Genomic DNA, 14,048 nt, shown 5'->3' on the forward strand with positions numbered 1-14,048 from the left:
CGTGGATGCCGCGGTGCCCGGGGCAGGGCTGGGCCCCGGGACCGCAAGAAGTTCGTCTTTTGCTGGTGCTGCGGTTGTCAGCCCGTCACGCCGTACGGAACGCGCTGGCGCACGCCCGACGGAAGCGGCAGCCGTGGTGCGGCCGGCGGGACCGGCGTGGCCTTCGGCGTCTTCGCGGTACGGGCAGCCGGCGTCGCGGCGGCGGGCAGGGAGAGGCTCACCCGGTCCTGGAGCAGCCCGGGCGTGACCCAGCCGGAGACCGAACCGGCGTACGGGCTGCCGAAGCCGGTGGTGCCCAGGAACAGGTTCTGCCGGGTGCCGGCCGGCATCGTGGCGGTGACCCGTACCCCACTGGGAGCCTGCACCGTGACGGCGTCGCCGATGCGGTACGCGGTCACCTGGCCCGCTTTGACGGCGGTGTTCCAGGCGGCACGGTCGCGCAGCTCCGCGCCGATGTCGCGGTGGCGCAGATTGACCAGTGGGGTGTTGTCGGCGTACAGCGCCGCGTAGTCGTCGAGGATGCGGTTCAGCACCGGGTAGGCGATACGGTCCTCGGCCAGGTTGGACTGGTGGATGTAGTGCGGACGCGGGTCGTTGGCGAGAACGTGGCCGAGGCCGATGCGGGCCTCCAGCGGGACCACGTAGGACGCGTATCCGGTGCCCGTGTCGAGCGGCTCCTCCAGGCAGGTGGAGTTGGCCGCGGTCTCACAGATGCCGCTGCCGCCGTCGGAGGCCCTGGTGTAGATCCAGTTGTACTCGTCGATCTGCTCGCGGGTGTGGCCCGCGTTGTAGAAGACGTTCATCGGGTAGCGGGGCACCGTGCGGGCGGGGCCGACCTGGCGCTGGGCGGGGTCGCGGGAGTTGTCGGAGCCGAGCCAGCCGACGGAGTTGGCGACGAGTGCGGGCGCGAGGTTCGGGCTGTCGTCCGGCTGCTGCGGCAGGATCTTCATTCCGGAGTGCTCACCGGTGATCAACTCGTCCGTCTGCAGCGGGAGTCCGGCGCGCTGGCCCCAGGCCCGGTTGTCGCCGATCTGCGCGGATATCTCAGCCTGGCTGACGTACTGCGTACTGCCGTCGGCGTTCTTGGCGCACACCCAGGGGACGACGGTGACGTTCTGGACGCAGCCGAGGAAGGGGTGGTTGTAGGTGTGGTTCACCCAGCGGTAGGCGTTTCTGTCGGCGGTGAGCTGCTGTGCGAGCGGGTCGCTGCCGGCGTTCTCCTCCTTGAACAGCTCGCTGCCGCCGCCGTTGAAGACCATGTCCAGTGTGAAGCCCTTGGTGGCGGACCACTGGGCCGCGTACTGCGCGTCCGCGGCCGTCATCCTGATCGGGTCCGGCTCGCCGCCCTGGCCCGGGGAGCAGTCCACGTCGCCCGGCGTGCAGTTGAGCACGCTGTCCCAGCGGTCGTCGGCGGCGAAGACATCGTCGACATGGACGGCGAAGTAGTTGCGGGCCGCGCCGATCATGACGCCCTGCGTCAGCCAGTTCACGATGCCGCGGGCCAGCAGCCGGAACTGCTGCTGGTACTGGTTGTAGACGAAAGTGACGACGAGTTCGCGGCGGCCGTCGTGGCGGTACTCGCCGACGATCGAACCGCGCTGCTGCGAGCCGGGCAGCGGTGCCTCGACGTAGCTGGTGAAGTCCGCGCCCGCTGCGGGCCTGGCGACATGTGCGTAACTCTCGCCCACGGAAGGGGAGTTGTCCTCGAAGGGCACGGGCCCGTCGAGATAACCGAAGGGACCGGCCTTGCCGGCGGCCGTCACCTCGGCCCGCGCACCGTCCAGCGAGCCGCTGTACCCGCCGTTGACCGGGTAGTCCAGACCGACCTCGGGACGGGCGTAGGTGTACGCGTCGACCTGCGGGATCGCGAAACTCTGCTCGTACGAGGCCAGCGCCGCCAGCTCGGCGGCGCCCACTCCGGCGGGACTGTCGCTGGGCAGCACCACGGCCTGGTACTTGGCGCGTGGACGCCCGTCCACCGTGTCGGCGAGGAAGCCCGCGTCGATCACCGGCCGGTTCGTCCCGGAAAGATCGAGCAGGGTGTACGGCGTTCCTGAGCCGTCGAGTTCGGCGGCGATGGCTGCGGTGGCGGGACCCCCGTCGTCCACCACCAGCACCTTCAGATCGATACGCGGCACCGGTGCCGCGACGGCCCCGGTGGCAGGCGCGGCGAGCGCCAGCAGAAGTGCGCTCGTAGTGGACAAGGCAGCCGTGCGGACGGTGCGCCCCATGTATGTGTTCCTCCCCTGAAGGGCATGCCGGACATGGCCCGGTATGCCCTTGCCCCCCTGCGGTGGTCGACGTGTCCCGGCGACGCCCCGCGTGTCCCGCTCTCTGTCGGATCACATAGTGAGGTGCCTTTTGGGGGATCTGTGTGGGCATTGTGAAACCTGGCGCAAAGTGGCTGCGAAGCGGCCGCCGGGATGGTCGGGGAATTACTGCCTTTCGCGCCTCTGCGAAAGGGCGGCCCGCACCCGGGACGCGACCGGGCATCCAGGTCGGAACGTCCGAAAGCGGTTGCCGGGCGCCGGGTGACCTTCAAGGGTCTGGACCACTGAAGAATCTGGGGCGCGACTCGCTGGATTCAGCCAACGTTGCGCCGTGGCCGCGCTCTGCGGGCGCGGCCGGTCGCCGGCTTTCCCGGTGCGCCCACACGCGCCGCACGGCACCAGCGGTCGCACCTGAGAGCGGGCGCGTGGATTCCACAATCCCGTCAGCCGACAAGCGATTCTGTCTGGACAAATTTATTTGTCGGTGAGAGGGTGGAGCCATGTTGGACGTGACCGTGATCGAGGACTCGGCGGCTGCCGCCGTCTCGCTGGACCCCATGCGTTCCCGGCTGCTCGCCGAGCTCGCCACCGGGCCCGCGTCGGCGGCCATGCTCGCGGGCCGTGTCGGACTGCCCCGCCAGAAGGTGAACTACCACCTCAAGGCGCTGGAGCGGCACGGCCTGGTCGAGCTGGCCGGCGAGCGCAGGAAGGGCAATGTCACCGAGCGGCTGATGCGGGCCACGGCGGCCTCGTATGTGATCTCGCCGCTCGCCCTGGCCGCGGTCCAGCCGGACCCGGCCCGCTTCCGCGACCAGCTCTCGGCGCGCTGGATGCTCGCCGTCGCCGCGCGTCTCGTACGTGATGTCGGCGCGCTGATCACCGGGGCCACCAAGGCCCGCAAGCGGCTCGCCACCTATGCGCTGGACGGCGAGGTCCGCTTCGCATCGGCCGCCGACCGGGCCGCGTTCGTCGAGGAACTGACACACGGCGTCGGCGCCCTGATCGCCAAATACCACGACGAGAACGCCGAGGGCGGCCGCGAGCACCGGATCGTCGTCGCGCTCCACCCCACCGTCAAGCCCGATCCCCCTGCCACCAGAGCCATCGAGGAGTCGTCATGAGGAAGCCGCTCATCGACCCCGTTGTCGTCGGCAGCGGCAAACCCCTGTTCCAGGAGGGGCTCGCCAAGACCCCGCTCGAGGTCGTCCGGTCCACGACGTTCGGCTCGGGCGTCCACCACGTGATCCACGCGCCCAGGAGCGCCTGAATATCAGGAGTCATCATGTCCAAGGAATTCGAGATCGTCCGCGAGTTCGAGGTCGACGCCAGTCCCGAGCAGGTGTGGGACGCGATCACCACCGGCACGGGCGGCTGGCTGTGGCCCATGGAGTACGAGCCGAGGGAGGGCGGCGCCGCGCCGTTCGGCGGCACCGTCACCGCATGGGACCCGCCACGGCATCTGACCGGCCGCACCGAGAGCCCGGAGGACGCGCCGCAGCAGTCCTTCAACCAGCTCGAGCATGTCATTGAAGAGCGCGAGGGCGGCGGCTCCTGGGTGCGCTATGTGCACAGCGGCATCTTCGTCGACGACTGGGACAACCAGTACGACGGTGCCAACAAGCACACCGACTTCTATCTGCACACCCTGCAGCAGTACCTCAAGCACTTCACCGGCCGCACCGCCACCTTCGCGACCCTCAATGCTCCCGCCGCCTCCAACGCCCCGGGCGGACTCGAGATCGTCAGCCGCGGGCTCGGACTGCCGGACGACGCGGCCCAGGGCGCCATGGTACGGGTCGAGGTGCCCGGCGCCGGTCCGGTCGACGCGGTCGTCGACTTCCGCAACCCGTACTTCATCGGGCTGCGCACGGACGAGGCCATGTACCGCGTCTTCGGGCGGAACCACTTCGGAGCGCCGGTCGGCGTCAGCGTGCACGACTTCGCCAGTGGCGCTGACGCCAAGAAGAACGAGGACGCCTGGCAGACCTGGCTCACCGGCCTCTTTGCGTGACCGGGGGAGAACCGGAGGAGAAGGGCCCGGCCGGTGCGGATCCGTGCGGATCCCGGCCGGGCCCCTCGCCGTGCCGGGACCGGTGCGGATCCCGGCATTTTGCCCACACCTCATCACTCAGTAAAGTTGCGCTTTTGAAACTGCTGAGTGGGCGCTACGGCGAACGAGTGATCGAGGAACGGCAAAAGCGATGACGGTGACAGAGGACAGCCCGGTGTTCGGTCCGGGCATCGACCCGGAGCGGTTGGCCGTCTGCCTGAGCGTGCTCGACGAGCTCGACAAGCTGGATGTCGACCACCCGGACGCGATCACGGTACGCCGGGCCACGGCCGGCATCTACCGGACCGTGAAGCAGCGCCGCCGCCAGGACCGCCGCGCCGCCAAGACCGCCCACGACAAGGCCGTCACCGAGGCCACCGCGACCGGCTCCGCCGAACGGATCGACGACGAGACGGAGGGCCTGCTGCCGTCCTCGTCGGTCACCGGCGAGATCGCGGGCATACTCCAGCGCCCCCGGTCCTGCTACATCTGCAAGACCCGCTACGTCGAGGTCGACGCCTTCTACCACCAGCTGTGCCAGAAGTGCGCGGCCGAGAACCGCGCCCGCCGCGACGCCCGCACCGACCTCAGCGGCAGGCGCGCCCTCCTCACCGGCGGCCGGGCCAAGATCGGCATGTACATCGCGCTGCGGCTGCTCCGCGACGGCGCCCACACCACCATCACCACCCGCTTCCCCAGCGATGCCGTCCGCCGCTTCAAGGCGATGCCGGACAGCGACGAGTGGATCCACCGCCTCAAGATCGTCGGCATCGATCTCCGTGACCCGGCGCAGGTCGTCGCGCTCGCCGACTCGGTGGCCGCCGAGGGCCCGCTGGACATCCTGATCAACAACGCCGCGCAGACGGTACGCCGCTCCCCGCAGGCGTACAGCGAACTCCTCGCCGCCGAGTCCGCGCCGCTGCCCGCGGGCGAGCTGCCCAGCTCCCACGTCATCGGCGCCTTCGGCAGCGGCGCCCAGGCCGCGCTGCCCGTCGGCCGCGGCGAGGCCCTGACCGCCCAGGACGTCACCGAACTGGCACTGGTCACCGGCTCCGCCTCGCTCGCCAGGATCGAGGCGGGCACCGCCATCGACGCCGGCGGTCTGGTTCCCGATCTGCACGACACCAACAGCTGGGTCCAGACGGTCTCGGAGGTCGAGCCGGTCGAGCTGCTCGAGGTCCAACTCTGCAACTCCACCGCGCCGTTCATCCTGATCAGCCGGCTCCGCCCGGCGATGGCAGCCGCTGAGGCCAAGCGCACCTACGTGGTGAACGTCTCCGCCATGGAGGGCGTCTTCAGCCGGGGCTACAAGGGCGCGGGCCACCCGCACACCAACATGGCCAAGGCCGCGCTGAACATGCTCACCCGCACCAGCGCCCAGGAGATGTTCGAGTCCGACGGCATCCTGATGACCGCCGTCGACACCGGCTGGATCACCGACGAGCGCCCGCACCCCGACAAGATGCGCCTCGCCGACGAGGGCTTCCACGCCCCGCTCGACCTGGTCGACGGCGCCGCTCGCGTCTACGACCCGATCGTGCGCGGCGAGGACGGCGAGGAGCTCTACGGCTGCTTCCTCAAGGACTACGCTCCGGCGAACTGGTAGCCCGCAGCTGCTCGTGGACGGCGTACGAGCCGGAGCCCGCCGCCGCGCGCACTCTCGTACCGCCGTCGACCAGCAGATCGGCCCCCGTCACCCATTCGGCCGCGTCGGAGACGAGCCAGAGCACCGCCCGCGCCACATCGCCGGGCTCGCCGATCCGGCCGAGCGGCAGGCCTTCGGCGATCCGCCGCTCGGCGCCCTCCCAGACGAAGCGCGCCATCTCGGTGCGTACAAGCCCCGGTGAGACGGCGTTCACCCGTACGGCCGGGGCCAGTTCGCCGGCGAGCTGACGTGTGAGGTGCAGCAGCGCCGCCTTGCTCGTGCCGTACGCGCCGACCTGCGGGCCGACCCCATGCGTGCCCTCGGTGCAGATGTTGACCACGGCCCCGCCGTGCTCGCGCATCCAGGCCCGCCAGGCGAGCTGCACCAGTCGCAGCGCCGCCTCCACATTCACCGTGAACGTCTGCCGCCACTCGTCCGGATCGGCCTTCATCAGCGGACCGTAAGGAGCGTTGGTGGCAGCGTTGTTGACCAGAATGTCGAGGCGTCCGAACTCCCGTACCGCGAGCTGCGTGCACTGATCCAGATGGGCCGGATCGGCGACGCTGCCGGCGCAGCCGACCGCCTGCGCACCCGCGCCGCGCAGCTCCGCCACGGCCGTGCGCACACCGTCCGGATCGCGTGCGGTGACCACGACATCGGCTCCCGCCTCCGCCAGCGCATCGGCGATGGCGAAGCCGATTCCCCGGGAAGCCCCGGTCACCAGGGCTGTCCTGCCCTCGAGGCTGCGTGGTGCGCGCCCGGAAGTCATCTGCGTACGATCCCATGAAGCCCCGGACAGGGACAGATCGTTGGCCGGAATTGAGTCGATGTACAGGCCCCATCGAGCGGGCTCGCGCTCATTTGGTTACTCTGGGGTGAACGGACGCCACCAAGGGATCCACGAAAACCCCTTGGCCGTCCTGGGACAAGTCTGCAACCAGGCCGCGGTCCCGCCCGAGTGACGGCGCCACCGCGACCGAACTGCCCTTGTCCCAGTTACGCGACACAGAGGAGTGCGCGGTGACAACAGAAGTGACGAAGCATGAAAAGCGACCGCCCGAACGAGGCGGCGAGCGGGCCGGTCGGCCCGAAGAACTCGGCAGCCTTGAAGTCTGGGCCCGATCAGCACCGATCCGGCTGGCCGGCTACGAGGAAGACCTCGCGGAGCCGCATATCCTGCCCGGCATCGACTGAGCGGATCGCTTCGCCGCGTACCCCCTGGCCACATCGGCAGGGGGTACGAACGGTCAGCGCGTACGAACATCGGCGCGTACGAACGTCAGGTTGAGGCGGAGTGAGTGGCGCTGGAGATCCGCTGAGGCCCCGACTGTCGCGTCAGCCCTTCCCGCAGGTCACGGTGATTCATCCGATGGTTGCGGCGAGAAAGTTGCCCTCTGCTCGGTGAAGAGCATTGACAGGCCTCCGTCACGCTTCAATCATCGGACCTCATGACCGAACTTCCCAGACGCCATGTACTTGGAATGACGGCGGGGGCGGCAGTCGGCGCCGCCCTTGTACACCCGGCCACGGCCGATGCGAGCCCGCGAGCGGCAGCACCCGAGCAGCACGGTGACTCGGGCGGTGACTGGGGCACCGTCCCCGCCGCCGTGCCCGTACCGCTCGACCGCTGGTTCGACAACGACGGCATCGACACCGCGGACGCCCGCGGTGGCAACTTCGACGGCTCCGGCTACACCTTCCCCGGCGAGGAACTCCCCGCCGGACAACTGGAGATCGACGGCATCGCCTATCTCCTCCCCGCCGCCACTGCGGGCACCAAGAACAACATCGTCGCCCTCGGGCAGCGCATCGACCTCCCCAAGGGCCGGTATCTCTCCGGTCTGTTCCTCGTCGCCGGAAGTTACGGAGCTGCGTCCGGCAAGGCGACCGTGCACTACGCGGACGGCACCACGCAGACCGCGGCGCTCGGTGGCCCCGACTGGTACTCGGGCAGCGGCGCGCTCACCGCCCCGTACCGCTACAACCCGGCCGGACAGAAGGATCCGCACCAGGTCGTCATCGCCACCGCCGAACTCGCCATGGACTCCACAAAGGACGCGGTGGCGCTCACCCTGCCCGTCACCAACCCTGCCGAGCCGAACAAGAGCGCACTGCACATCTTCGCTCTCACCCTTCAACCGGCCGCCCAGGGACGGGCGTTGACGCTGCGGGGGGCGCACTCCACGACCTCCCTGCTCGACTCGGGCGCCCAGAGCGTCGAGGCCACCGTGATCAACGCGGGCACCATTGGCATCCTCGCATCGGACCACCTCACCCTCTCCGTGGACGTGCCCGGAGCCCGTACCGTCGCTCCTGCCCCGGTCGCCCGCCTCGCCCCCGGCGAGCAGGCCAGGGTCCGCATCGGCATCCGCCGCAGCCCCGGCACCCCGCCGGGCACCAGCCAGGACGGTACGGTCGTGGCACGCGGCCGCGGCCGGCAGGCGGCCGCCGCGCGCCGCGCGCTCACCCTCGGAGTGCCCGACTACCAGCCCACCGACGCCTCGCTGAACACCCATCGGGCGCCGTACTGGTTCCAGGACGTGAAGTTCGGGATCTTCATCCACTGGGGCGTCTACTCCGTGCCCGCGTGGGCGCCGGTCGGCAAGCAGTACGCCGAGTGGTACTGGAGCCATATGCAGGACCCGAACAACCCGACGTACGCCCATCACCGTCAGACGTACGGAGAGTCCTTCGCCTACGACGACTTCATCCCGCGCTTCACGGCCGAACGCTTCAATCCGCGCTTCTGGGTCGAGCTGTTCCGTGACGCCGGCGCGCAGTACCACGTACTGACCTCCAAGCACCATGAGGGATTCGCGCTCTGGGACACCAAGGTCAGCGACCGCAACTCGGTGAAGATGGGCCCGAAACGGGACCTCATCAAGGAGCTCTTCGACGCCTCGCGCCGCTACACCCCCGAGCTCCACCGCGGGCTGTACTTCTCGATGCCCGAGTGGTTCAACCCGGAGAGCCCCTGGAAGGGCCATGCACCGCGCAATCCGTACACGCTGGAGCCCGTGCCGTACACCGGCCACCGCTCCGGCGACTACATCAAGGATCTGCAGGCCCCGCAGATGCTGGAGCTGATCCACGGCTACGACCCCGAGCTGCTGTGGTGCGACATCGGCGGCGCCAATGACAGCCATCGGGTCCTGGCCGAGTACTTCAACCACGCCAAGAACCGGGCCAGGCCGGTCGAGGTGAGTGTCAACAACCGTTCGGGCATCGGCCCGCACGACTTCACGACCCCCGAGTACACGACATACGACTCGATCGTCACCGACAAGTGGGAGTCCAGCCGCGGTCTCGACCCCTTCAGCTACGGCTACAACGCGGCCACGCCCGACGACCGCTATATGACGGCGGAGGAAGTGGTGCACTCCCTCGTCGACATCGTCTCCAAGAACGGCAACTTCCTCCTCGACATCGGCCCGCGCGCCGACGGGACCATTCCCGAGATCATGGAGCGCAGGCTGCGGGAAACAGGAGAGTGGCTGAACGTCAACGGCGAGGCGATCTACGGCAGTACGTACTGGGCGCGGATGCCGCAGCTCGGCGAGGATCTGCGCTTCACCGTCCGCCCGAACAAGGCCTTCTACATCCACTCGCTCGCCGCGCCGGGCGGCACGCTCACCGTCGAGGCGCCGGTGCCTGTCCGGCCCGGCGACAAGGTGACGATGCTCGGCCACGGCCGGCCGCTGAGCTGGCGTACGACCGGCGGAAAGTTGGTGATCGACGTGCCCGCCGCGGCCCGCCGGGCCGGCAAGCACGCCTGGGTGTTCAAAATAGCCTGGTCGGTCTGAGGTACTCGCGTACATAGCTCCGGTGCCACCAGGCGCCGGTGGCCCGCAGTTCGCGCCAGGTCGTGTACCGGTAGCGGTACACCCTGGCGCGGACGTACGCGGGCGGGGCGTCCGGGAACGGATTGTTCCTCAGCAGCCGCAGCGTGTCCCGGTCGCCGTCCAGCAGCCGTTCCACGAAGGGCCCGAACCAGGAGCGCGCATAGGCGGGGGAGAGCGCTGCGAACCACATCAGCCAGTCGAGCCGCAGATGGTACGGGGCGAACTGGCGCGGCATCCGGCGTACGTCACCCGGCTTGCCCTTGAAGCCGTACTCCCGCCACACCGTGCCCTGGTGGAGCACCGTCTCGTCGGTACCTTCGATCACCACCTCATGGCGCACCCGGCCGACCGTGCCGAACGCGCCGTAGGCGTTGACCAGATGGAGCGGGTCGTAGGAGCGGTTCATCGACTGTCGCTTGGAGAGCAGATTGCGCGCCGGGCGGTAACTGAGGCCAAGGAGCAGGGCGGTTACGGCGATCACGACGATCTCGTACCAGAGCGGCGGCGCGGCCAGCGCGGGCGGATCCGCGAGCAACGAACCGTCCACGGCGGACAGCGCGAGAGTGATCGTTATCCAGTTCAGCCAGGCGAAGTTGCCGGAGAGCACCAGCCACAGCTGGGTCAGCACAATCAGGCCCGCCGCGACGCTCGCGACCGGCTGCGGCGTGAACAGCAGGATGGGGACCACGAGCTGGGTCACATGGTTGGCGGCCACCTCGACCCGGTGGAAGGGTTTCGGCAGATGGTGGAAGAACCAGCTCAGCGGCCCCGGCATCGGCTGGGTCTCGTGGTGGTAGTAGAGGCAGGTGAGGTTGCGCCAGCACTCGTCGCCGCGGATTTTGATCAGCCCCGCGCCGAATTCCACTCGGAACAGCACCCAGCGAAGCAGCCACAGCACCAGCACGGGCGGGGCTGTGCGGTCGTTGCCGAGGAAGACGGCGAGGAAGCCCGTCTCGAGCAGCAGTGACTCCCAGCCGAAGCTGTACCAGGTCTGTCCGACATTGACGATGGACAGATACAGCACCCACAGCAGCGCCCACCACACCATCGCGGCCCCCAGCGGGATCCGGTCGGCGGCGCCCGCGACCAGGGCCGCGGAGAGCAGACAGCCGGCCCAGGCGCAGAAGGCGAAGAAACGGTCGGAGTAGTGCAGTTGGAAGAGGCTCGGCGCGCGGCGCAACGGTATCCCTCGTACGTACTCGGGCACCGGCAGCATGCCCCGCTCGCCGATCAGCGCCCGGAACTGCAGGGCGGCAGTGAGAAAGGCGATCAGATACACGCCGGCCAGAGCCCGCTGGAAGACCAGCCGGCTCAGCCAGTAGTCACTGTCGCTGAACCACTCCATTACCTCCAGTATCAGGGAGCGGCGATCCGCCGCAGTGTGTGACTGAGCCGCCTGGCGTAAGCCTTCTGCAGTACAGGCACCAGCGGACCCGCGAGCCGGGTGTACCAGGTCGCCGGACGGCTGAACGCCGTCACCGTGAACCACACCGAGCCGTCGTCCCGGATGTCGACGATGAACGACTCCTCGCCGCACTCCGGGTGCCCGGTCAGCGTCCCGTACGCGAAGCCCGTCCGGTTCCTTTCGTACGCCGTCCAGATCACCTCGCACGGCGCGGTGAACCGCAGCTGTCCGACACCGGCCAAGACCTCGAGGCGGGCACCCGGCTCCGCCTGTACCGCGTTGGTGCGCACCTGGGCGCTTGACCCGCGGTGCATCCGCCAGGTGGTGACCGCTGTGCCGGCGGCCTCGAAGGCGGCGCGGCCCCGGCCGATCCGGGTGGTGTGGTGGAGGTGGTGGTAGCCGTCGGGCAGCGGGCCGAGCCGGGTGGCGCCGGTCTCCGGGTAGTTGAGCGTGCGGCCGGTCTGCCTGCGGACGCTTTTCATACGGGTGTCTCCTTGAGTCGTCGCCAGGCCAGCACCGAGCAGAGTGCGAAGCCCAGGGCGTTGCCGAGGCCGTGGGTGGCGGCCATCCAGGTCAGAGTGGGGTGGGGCAGTCCGGTGGCCTCGCCGAGCGCCCAGCTCAGGGCGAGCAGCATCGTCGCCACCAGTACGGCGGCCGAGACGGCCAGCAGGGTGCGGGTGAAACGGTCCCGACCGCCGGTCCGGACATCCCGCCAGGTCAGCAGAGCCACGGCCCACATACCGGCGGTCAGCACGAGTGCCCCCAGCAGCTCGGCCCAGTCGTCGAGGAAGTAGCCGCCGAGGACCAGCAGGGTGCCCAGCGGCACACTCAGTGCCGCGAAGCGTCCGGCCGGCCCCGCTGCAGCCCGGCAGACCAGGCCCGCGACCAGCGCGGCGGCGAACCCGGCGAAGTGGAAGTGAGGCACGGTCAGCGCCAGGATCGGCAGGCTGAAGCCGAAGAGCGAGTGTCCCGAGCGCTCGGCGACCAGTGCCAGGCCGGCAACTGCTGGTGTCACCAGCGCGGTGAGCACCGCGATCTCGGCGGGTGCGAGCGAGCGCGTACGGATCAGCCGTCGCGGTGCGTGCAGAGCGAGGGCCAGTGTGCCGAGCGCGTACACGGCCGCGAGTGCCGTGGCTGCAGTCGAGCGCGGCAGCCACAGAGCGACCCCTCCCGGAACAGCGAACAGGAGCCATGTCCGCCGAATGGACGTGAGCTCGGCGCCGTCGATGAGGCGGACTCCAGCGGGCACCACCACCAGCATCCCGAGCATCACGATCAGGTTGACCAGTACGGACATCACGTACCCCACCCTGGACTTGAACGTGTTCAGTTTCTTGCGGCCGAGACTATGCCCTTACTTGAACGCGTTCAAGTCGCGGGGGTGGCGGGAATCCGGCAGAACTTGAGGGACATCTCAGGGTGAAGAGGCGGGAGACTTTAGTGCGTTCACCAATTCGTCGTTGGTACGCGGCCGTCGCCGCGCTGTCCGTCGCGCTTCTCGTTGCCGGTTGCGGCGGCGTCGGCGATGCGGCTTCTTCGGGCGCGGGCTCGGGTGCCGACTCGCGGGAGGTCCTCCTCCAGCCGGTCGCAGCCCAGGGTCCGGACCCGTACACGGCATCGACAGCCAGAAATATGACGCCGCCTCTGCCGCCTCCGCCGCCCCGGTCGAGCGTGCCGGGCAGCCAGGCCGGCACCGGCCCGGCGATGAGCACGTTCCTGGGTTCGACGCCCGGTCTCTACGGCGGCACCGAGGCCATCGGCAGTTGCGACGTGGGGCAGCAGATCACCCTCCTCAGCCGCGACCGGGTCAAGACGCGTGCGTTCGCGCAGGGCATGGGGGTCGCTCAGGCGGACGTCCCGAACTTCCTGCGCGGCCTGACCTCCGTCATCCTGCGCGCCGACACCCGGGTGACCGGCCATGGGTTCCGTGACGGCTCCACCACCGCCTATCAGTCCGTGCTGCAGGCGGGCACGGCCGTTCTGGTGGACCAGTACGGCGCGCCGCGCGTCCGGTGCGTCGGCGGAAACCCGCTGAAGCCACCGGTCGCCGTCAAGGGAGCCCTCGTGCACAAGGGCCGGGCCTGGGCGGGCTACCGGCCCGAGCAGGTCATCGTCATCAAGCCGACCGCCACGGTGATCAACAACCTTGTGATCGTCAGCGTCCGCAACAACTCGTGGATCGAGCGGAGGGTGGGGACCGACGGCGAAGAGGACAGGAAGCCCGCTGTGCTCCCGCCCGTACATCCGGACGATGTCTTCGCGAACCCGCAGTCCACCCAACTGACCGGGCCCAGTGATCCGGCGGCACCGAGTGGCCAGGCTCAGCCGGTCAACCCGACCGGCCCGAGCGCGCCGGCGGCACCGAGTGACCAGGCCCAGCCGGTCAACCCGGCCGGGCCGAGCGCGCCGGTGGAACCGAGTGGCCAAGCCCAGCCGGGCGACCCGGCCGGGCCGGGCGATGACACGCAGGGCAGCGGCGACCCTTCGACCCCGGACTGCCCGGCACCGGCCACCCTCGAGCCGGGGGAGGAGTCGGTATCCAGTCCGCTCGAGCCCGGCTGCCCCACGCCGACCCTGACGGGGCCCGGGCAGCCGCCGGTGGACCCGTCCATCGACCCGTTCCTCGACCCGTTCCTCGACCCGGCCATTGACCCGGCCATTGACCCCGCCGTCGACCCGGATGTAGCCCCGGATGTGCCCGTGACGGACGAGCTCCCGCCCGCCCCGCCGGCGCTCCTCACCTCCTCCGCGGAGTCGACGGAGCCGGACACGTTCCAGGGCTGAGCTGATCGTCCGAACCGGTCGAAGAATCCGACAAATGATGGCAGAGTGGCCC

General features: G+C 69.5%; 12 protein-coding genes. 7 read left to right on the plus strand and 5 right to left on the minus strand.

The annotated features are described in order from the left end of the window. Positions 1 to 77 precede the first annotated feature (77 nt). Positions 78 to 2,231, minus strand: coding sequence for a hypothetical protein (locus ACFYXH_RS34045; protein WP_389571357.1), 2,154 nt, complete (start codon positions 2,229 to 2,231; stop codon positions 78 to 80). A gap of 539 nt (positions 2,232 to 2,770) precedes the next feature. On the opposite strand from ACFYXH_RS34045, the gene ACFYXH_RS34050 reads away from it, so the two are divergent. The 4 genes from ACFYXH_RS34050 (at position 2,771) to ACFYXH_RS34065 (ending at position 5,926) form a co-directional block, all read left to right on the plus strand. Continuing rightward, on the plus strand, positions 2,771 to 3,391 hold the full coding sequence (locus ACFYXH_RS34050; protein WP_389571361.1) for an ArsR/SmtB family transcription factor: 621 nt from the start codon (positions 2,771 to 2,773) through the stop codon (positions 3,389 to 3,391). Further along, entirely contained in the window at positions 3,388 to 3,537 is a 150-nt protein-coding gene (locus ACFYXH_RS34055; RefSeq protein ID WP_389571364.1) for a hypothetical protein, read from the plus strand. Before ACFYXH_RS34050 ends, ACFYXH_RS34055 begins: the two co-directional genes overlap by 4 nt. 15 nt (positions 3,538 to 3,552) lie before the next feature. Further along, positions 3,553 to 4,281, plus strand: coding sequence for an SRPBCC domain-containing protein (locus ACFYXH_RS34060; protein ID WP_389571367.1), 729 nt, complete (start codon positions 3,553 to 3,555; stop codon positions 4,279 to 4,281). A 190-nt stretch (positions 4,282 to 4,471) separates the two neighbouring features. Next, positions 4,472 to 5,926 (plus strand): SDR family NAD(P)-dependent oxidoreductase, encoded by a 1,455-nt coding sequence (locus ACFYXH_RS34065; protein WP_389571370.1) that lies wholly within the window; start codon positions 4,472 to 4,474, stop codon positions 5,924 to 5,926. On the opposite strand, the gene ACFYXH_RS34070 is transcribed toward ACFYXH_RS34065, so the two are convergent. Further along, complete coding sequence (locus ACFYXH_RS34070; protein ID WP_389571373.1) at positions 5,898 to 6,734, minus strand: SDR family oxidoreductase; 837 nt, start codon at positions 6,732 to 6,734, stop codon at positions 5,898 to 5,900. The genes ACFYXH_RS34065 and ACFYXH_RS34070 overlap by 29 nt on opposite strands. A gap of 251 nt (positions 6,735 to 6,985) precedes the next feature. Between ACFYXH_RS34070 and ACFYXH_RS34075 the strand changes: the two genes are divergently transcribed. Beyond that, positions 6,986 to 7,159: a hypothetical protein gene (locus ACFYXH_RS34075; protein WP_385307609.1), complete on the plus strand. Its 174-nt coding sequence runs from the start codon at positions 6,986 to 6,988 to the stop codon at positions 7,157 to 7,159. A gap of 254 nt (positions 7,160 to 7,413) precedes the next feature. Further along, complete coding sequence (locus ACFYXH_RS34080; protein WP_389571377.1) at positions 7,414 to 9,768, plus strand: alpha-L-fucosidase; 2,355 nt, start codon at positions 7,414 to 7,416, stop codon at positions 9,766 to 9,768. On the opposite strand, the gene ACFYXH_RS34085 is transcribed toward ACFYXH_RS34080, so the two are convergent. The 3 genes from ACFYXH_RS34085 to ACFYXH_RS34095 are packed head-to-tail and all read right to left on the minus strand — an operon-like array spanning position 9,746 to position 12,509. Beyond that, the gene (locus ACFYXH_RS34085; protein ID WP_389571381.1) at positions 9,746 to 11,152 is read right to left on the minus strand and encodes a lipase maturation factor family protein; all 1,407 of its coding nucleotides are present in this window, start codon (positions 11,150 to 11,152) and stop codon (positions 9,746 to 9,748) included. The genes ACFYXH_RS34080 and ACFYXH_RS34085 overlap by 23 nt on opposite strands. An 11-nt stretch (positions 11,153 to 11,163) precedes the next feature. Beyond that, a complete protein-coding gene (locus ACFYXH_RS34090; RefSeq protein ID WP_389571384.1) occupies positions 11,164 to 11,694 on the minus strand; it encodes a DUF1990 family protein in 531 nt (176 codons plus the stop codon). After that, positions 11,691 to 12,509 (minus strand): YndJ family protein, encoded by an 819-nt coding sequence (locus tag ACFYXH_RS34095; RefSeq protein WP_389571387.1) that lies wholly within the window; start codon positions 12,507 to 12,509, stop codon positions 11,691 to 11,693. Before ACFYXH_RS34095 ends, ACFYXH_RS34090 begins: the two co-directional genes overlap by 4 nt. Before the next feature lie 143 nt (positions 12,510 to 12,652). On the opposite strand from ACFYXH_RS34095, the gene ACFYXH_RS34100 reads away from it, so the two are divergent. Next, positions 12,653 to 13,996, plus strand: a complete 1,344-nt coding sequence (locus ACFYXH_RS34100) for a DUF6777 domain-containing protein (protein ID WP_389571390.1) — start codon at positions 12,653 to 12,655, stop codon at positions 13,994 to 13,996. Positions 13,997 to 14,048: the final 52 nt, after the last annotated feature.

Origin of the sequence: Streptomyces sp. NPDC002730 (genome assembly GCF_042888805.1) — a bacterium.
In the GTDB taxonomy this organism is placed as follows: Bacteria; Actinomycetota; Actinomycetes; order Streptomycetales; family Streptomycetaceae; genus Streptomyces.